Source organism: Desertihabitans aurantiacus (genome assembly GCF_003344635.1).
GTDB lineage: Bacteria > Actinomycetota > Actinomycetes > Propionibacteriales > Propionibacteriaceae > Desertihabitans > Desertihabitans aurantiacus.
In genome coordinates, this window is the sequence record NZ_QPKK01000287.1 from 1 (window position 1) to 4,541 (window position 4,541).

At 74.2% G+C, this 4,541-nt stretch carries 4 protein-coding genes; 3 read left to right on the top strand and 1 reads right to left on the bottom strand.

The window, feature by feature from the left end; genetic code table 11:
- Positions 1–157: 157 nt before the first annotated feature.
- Positions 158–472 (bottom strand): FmdB family zinc ribbon protein, encoded by a 315-nt coding sequence (locus tag DVA66_RS17395; protein ID WP_114561194.1) that lies wholly within the window; start codon positions 470–472, stop codon positions 158–160.
- A gap of 96 nt (positions 473–568) precedes the next feature.
- Here DVA66_RS17395 and DVA66_RS17400 point away from each other — a divergent pair, with 96 nt between their 5' ends.
- The 3 genes from DVA66_RS17400 to DVA66_RS17410 all read left to right on the top strand — a co-directional run.
- Positions 569–3,094 carry a penicillin acylase family protein gene (locus DVA66_RS17400; protein WP_114561195.1) on the top strand — a complete coding sequence of 842 codons (2,526 nt, stop codon included), beginning with the start codon at positions 569–571 and terminating at the stop codon, positions 3,092–3,094.
- Between the two features lie 20 nt (positions 3,095–3,114).
- Positions 3,115–3,582: an RrF2 family transcriptional regulator gene (locus tag DVA66_RS17405; RefSeq protein WP_114561196.1), complete on the top strand. Its 468-nt coding sequence runs from the start codon at positions 3,115–3,117 to the stop codon at positions 3,580–3,582.
- Between the two features lie 106 nt (positions 3,583–3,688).
- Positions 3,689–4,541 (top strand): sulfite exporter TauE/SafE family protein (locus tag DVA66_RS17410; RefSeq protein ID WP_157974090.1); only part of this gene is annotated, 853 nt, incomplete at its 3' end.

Below are 4,541 nucleotides of genomic sequence, written 5' to 3' on the forward strand. Positions count from 1 at the left end.
ACGGCGGTGCCAGGAGACGGCCCGCCGCAGCGAGCTCAGGGTCGGTGCAGCCATGCCCCCGAGATGGGCACCGCGCGGCAGGGCTGCTGCGTCGTCCACAGGCCAGCGGTCGGTGCCGCGCCCTGTGGACGACGGCGGGCCCCCGCGCGGGGCGGGCTCAGGAGGCGGTGCTGGTGCTGCCGGCCGGGGTCTTGGCGGTCGAGCCGTTGCCCGACGACCCGTTGGAGGAGCTGCCCGAGTCACCGGAGGACGACGAGGAGGAGCCCGAGTCGCTCGTGGAGCTCTTCTTCTCACCGGCCCGGCTGTCGGTCTTGTAGAAGCCCGAACCCTTGAACACCACACCGACCGCGTTGTAGATCTTGCGCAGCTCGCCGTCGCAGTGCGGGCACACGGTCAGCGCCGAGTCGGTGAACTTCTGCACCACCTCGAGCTCCTGCTGGCAGTGCTGGCAACGGTACTGGTAGGTCGGCATCGGTCTCGTCTCACTCCGGGGAGGGGGGAAATCGAGGCGATGATACCCCCGCCGCCGATGTGCTCCGTCCCGCCCGCGTGCTCGTAGGGTGACCGGGTGTCTCGTGCCATCCGACTCACCCTCTTCGGCGCCTTCGTCCTCCTGCTGCTGGTCGGGGCGCTGTCCAGCTTCGCGGTGGTGCGGGTGCGGGCGCCGTTCCCGCAGACCGACGGCGAGGTGGTGGTGCCGGGGTTGCGGGCACCGGTGGAGGTGGTCCGCGACGAGGCCGGCGTCCCGCACCTGTACGGCGACAACGTCGAGGACCTCCACGCCGCCCAGGGCTACGTGCAGGCCCAGGACCGCTTCTTCGAGATGGACGTCCGCCGCCACATCACCGCCGGCCGGCTGAGCGAGCTGTTCGGCGAATCCCAGCTGGAGACCGACGCGGTGGTGCGCACGCTGGGCTGGCGCCGCGTCGCCGAGCAGGAGCTGGCGATGCTGTCCACCGACGCCCGCCGCCAGCTGCAGGCCCACGCCGCCGGGGTGAACGCCTACCTCAGCTCGCGCAGCCGCGAGGAGCTGGCCCTGGAGTACACCGTGCTCGGGCTGACCGGTCCGCTGCCGACGCCGGAGCCGTGGCAGCCGGTCGACTCGCTGTCCTGGCTCAAGGCGATGGCCTGGCAGCTCTCCGACGGACGCACCGAGGAGCTCGAGCGCGCACGCCTGACCGCGCTGGTCGGCCCCGAGCGGACCGCTGAGCTGTACCCGGCGGCCGACCTCGAGACCCACCGCCCGGTGCTCACCAGGGAGACGACCGGGGAGGACGGTCTGGTGCCGGCCGCCGCCGCGCTGCCCGCCGGGGCCGAGGACGCCCTGGCCCGGGCCGGTGCGGCCGTCGCCACGCTGCCGGCGGTGCTGGGCGGGGACAGCGGGGCGATCGGCTCCAACGCCTGGGTGCTGTCGGGGGAGCACACCGACAGCGGGGTGCCGCTGCTGGCCAACGACCCGCACCTGGCCGTGTCGGTGCCGTCGGTGTTCCACCAGATCGGCCTGCACTGCCGCACCGTGGACGAGCGCTGCCCGCTGGACGTCTCCGGCTTCTCCTTCGCCGGCGTGCCGGGGGTGGTGATCGGGCACAACCAGTCGATCGCCTGGGGGTTCACCACCCCCTACGTCGACACCGAGGACCTGGTGGTCGAGCGGGTCCGCGCCGACGGCACCGTCGACCGCGGCGACCGCTGGGAGCCGCTGCAGACCCGCACCGAGCTGCTGCGGGTGCGCGGGGAGGAGGAGCCGCGCCCGCTCGTGGTGCGCAGCAGCGAGCTGGGACCGCTGCTCTCCGACGTGGACGCCGACCTCGCCGAGGCGGGCCGCACCGGCGCCCCGCCGCCGGAGGACGGGGTCGAGCACGCGGTCGCGCTGCAGTCGACCGCGCTGCGTCCGGGCCGGAGCATGGACGCGCTGCTGCAGCTCAACACCGCCCAGGACTTCGACCAGTTCCGCAGCGCCCTGTCCCTGCTCGGCGCCCCCTCCCAGAACGTCCTCTACGCCGACGTCGCGGGCACCATCGGCTACCAGCTGCCCGGGGCGGTCCCCGACCGGGGCGGCCGTCCGGGCCACCTGCCCGCGCTCGGCTGGGAGCCCGGGGCCGCCTGGCGCGGGCTGGTGCCCTTCGAGCAGCTGCCGTGGAGCCGCAACCCCTCCGACGGGATGCTCGTCAGCGCCAACCAGGCCGTCATCGGCACCGACCGGGCCGAGGACCTGCACACCCAGCCGGCCCAGGGCTGGCGCAGCCAGCAGCTGCGCGACCGGCTGGCCGAGCTGAGCGCCGGAGGGGAGACGGTCAGCCCCGACGAGGCCGAGGCGCTGTTCTACGACACCCGGGTCCGCTACGCCGACGCGCTCGTCCCGCCGCTGGTGCAGGTGGCCCCGCTCGAGCCGTGGGTGGCCGACGGGCAGCGGGTGCTGGAGCGCTGGGACCGGCGCGCCGAGGCCGACTCCGCCGGTGCGGCCTGGTTCCACGTGGTGCTGCGTGAGGTGCTGCGGCTGACCTTCGCCGACGAGCTGCCGCCCGACCTGCAGCCCGACGCCGGCGGGCGGTGGATGGCCGTGCTGGCCGAGCTGGTCGACGACCCCGACAACCCCTGGTGGGACGACGTGCGCACGCCGGAGGTGGAACGGCGCGACGACGTGCTGGCCCAGGCCAACCTGGCCGCCCGCAAGCAGATCACCGCGCTGATCAGCCGCGATCCCGCCCGCTGGGAGTGGGGCCGGCTGCACCGCCTGGAGCTGCAGCACCAGACCCTCGGCGCCAGCGGGATCGACCCGGTGGAGGCACTGTTCAACCGCGCCGGCCCCGGCCTGGACGGCACCGCGAACGTCGTCGACGCCACCAGCTGGAGCCCTCGGCGCGGCGACTTCGTGCCGGTCAGCGGTCCGACCATGCGGATGCTGGTCGACCTCGGCGACCTGGACGCCTCCCGCTGGGTCAACCAGACCGGGGTGTCGGGGCACGCCTTCGCCGAGCACTACGTCGACCAGACCGAGCTGTGGGCCCGCGATGAGATGATGACCTTCAGGCACGGCACCGCGGCGGTGCACGGAGCGGCCCGGCACACGCTGGTGCTGGTCCCGATCGGCTAGGGGAGGGCGGTGAGTAGGCGGTGAAGCTGTCGGCACGCGTCGACTACGCCCTGCGGGCGGTGAGCGAGCTGGCGGTGGCGCAGGGCCCGCGCAACGTCGAGCAGCTGTCGGCGGCCCAGGGCATCCCGGCCAAGTACCTGGAGAGCATCCTCGGCGAGCTGCGCCGTGGCCAGCTGCTGCGCAGCCAGCGGGGTCCGGTCGGCGGGTTCCGGCTGGCCCGGCCCGCCGAGGAGATCTCGGTCGCCGACGTCATCCGCGCACTGGAGGGCGAGCTGGCCAACGTCCGCGGCAACCGGCCCGAGGAGCTGGAGTACTCCGGTGCGGCCGCCCCGCTGCAGCAGGTCTGGATCGCGCTGCGCGCCTCGGAGCGGGCGATCCTGGAGTCGGTCACCCTGGCCCACGTCGCCAGCGGCGAGATGCCGGAGATGGTGCGGACGCTGGTGGCCGAGCCCGCGGCGTGGGCGCGTCCCAGCCGGCGCACCAGCTGACCCGTCCGACCCCTGAGACGAACCTCGCCATCGGGGGAATGCGCACCTACTGTTCCGGCATTCCCTAGTACGACACCGGGATAGGTAGGACGAGAGGACATCCCCCGTGCGCAAGCTCATCATCCTGGCCCTGGTCGGCTTCGCCGCCCAGCTGGTCGACGGCAGCCTGGGCATGGCCTACGGCGTCACCTCCTCGACCCTGCTCGTCGCCGTCGCCGGGCTGACCCCGGCCGCCGCCTCCGCCTCCGTGCACTTCTCCGAGATCGTCACCACCGCCGTCTCCGGCGTGAGCCACTGGCGGCTGCGCAACGTCGACTGGCGGGTGGTCGCCCGGATCGCCGGACCGGGGGCGCTCGGTGCCTTCCTCGGGGCCACCGTGCTGAGCCGGCTCTCCACCGAGGTCGCCGCTCCGGTGATGGGCGTCATCCTGCTGCTGCTGGGGCTCTACATCCTCATCCGCTTCGTGGTCGGCTTCACCCCGCGGCTCAAGGGCAACCCGACCATCCGGACGCTGGGCCCGCTCGGCCTGTTCGCCGGGTTCGTCGACGCCACCGGCGGCGGGGGCTGGGGCCCGGTCGGCACGCCGGCGCTGCTGGCCGACGGCCGGCTCGAGCCGCGCAAGGTGGTCGGCTCGATCGACACCTCGGAGTTCGCGGTCAGCGTGGCCGCCAGCGTCGGCTTCCTGCTCGGCCTGGGCGCGGCCGGCATCGACTGGGGGATCGCGCTGGCCCTGCTCGTCGGCGGCGTGGTCGCCGCGCCGATCGCCGCGGTGCTGGTGCGCTACGCCCCGGCCCACCTGCTCGGCGTCCTGGTGGGCGGCGTCATCGTGCTGACCAACTCCCGCACCCTGCTGCGCGCGGCCGAGGTCGACCCGGGCGCCCGCTGGTGGGTCTACGGCGCCGTGGTGGTGCTCACCGCCGCCGCGCTGGCCTGGACGGTGCGCCGGGTGCGGCGCCGCC

Bases quoted from the DNA above. Each gene is read 5' to 3' on its own strand.
- DVA66_RS17395 (WP_114561194.1), bottom strand. From the start codon at position 472: ATGCCGACCTACCAGTACCGTTGCCAGCACTGCCAGCAGGAGCTCGAG.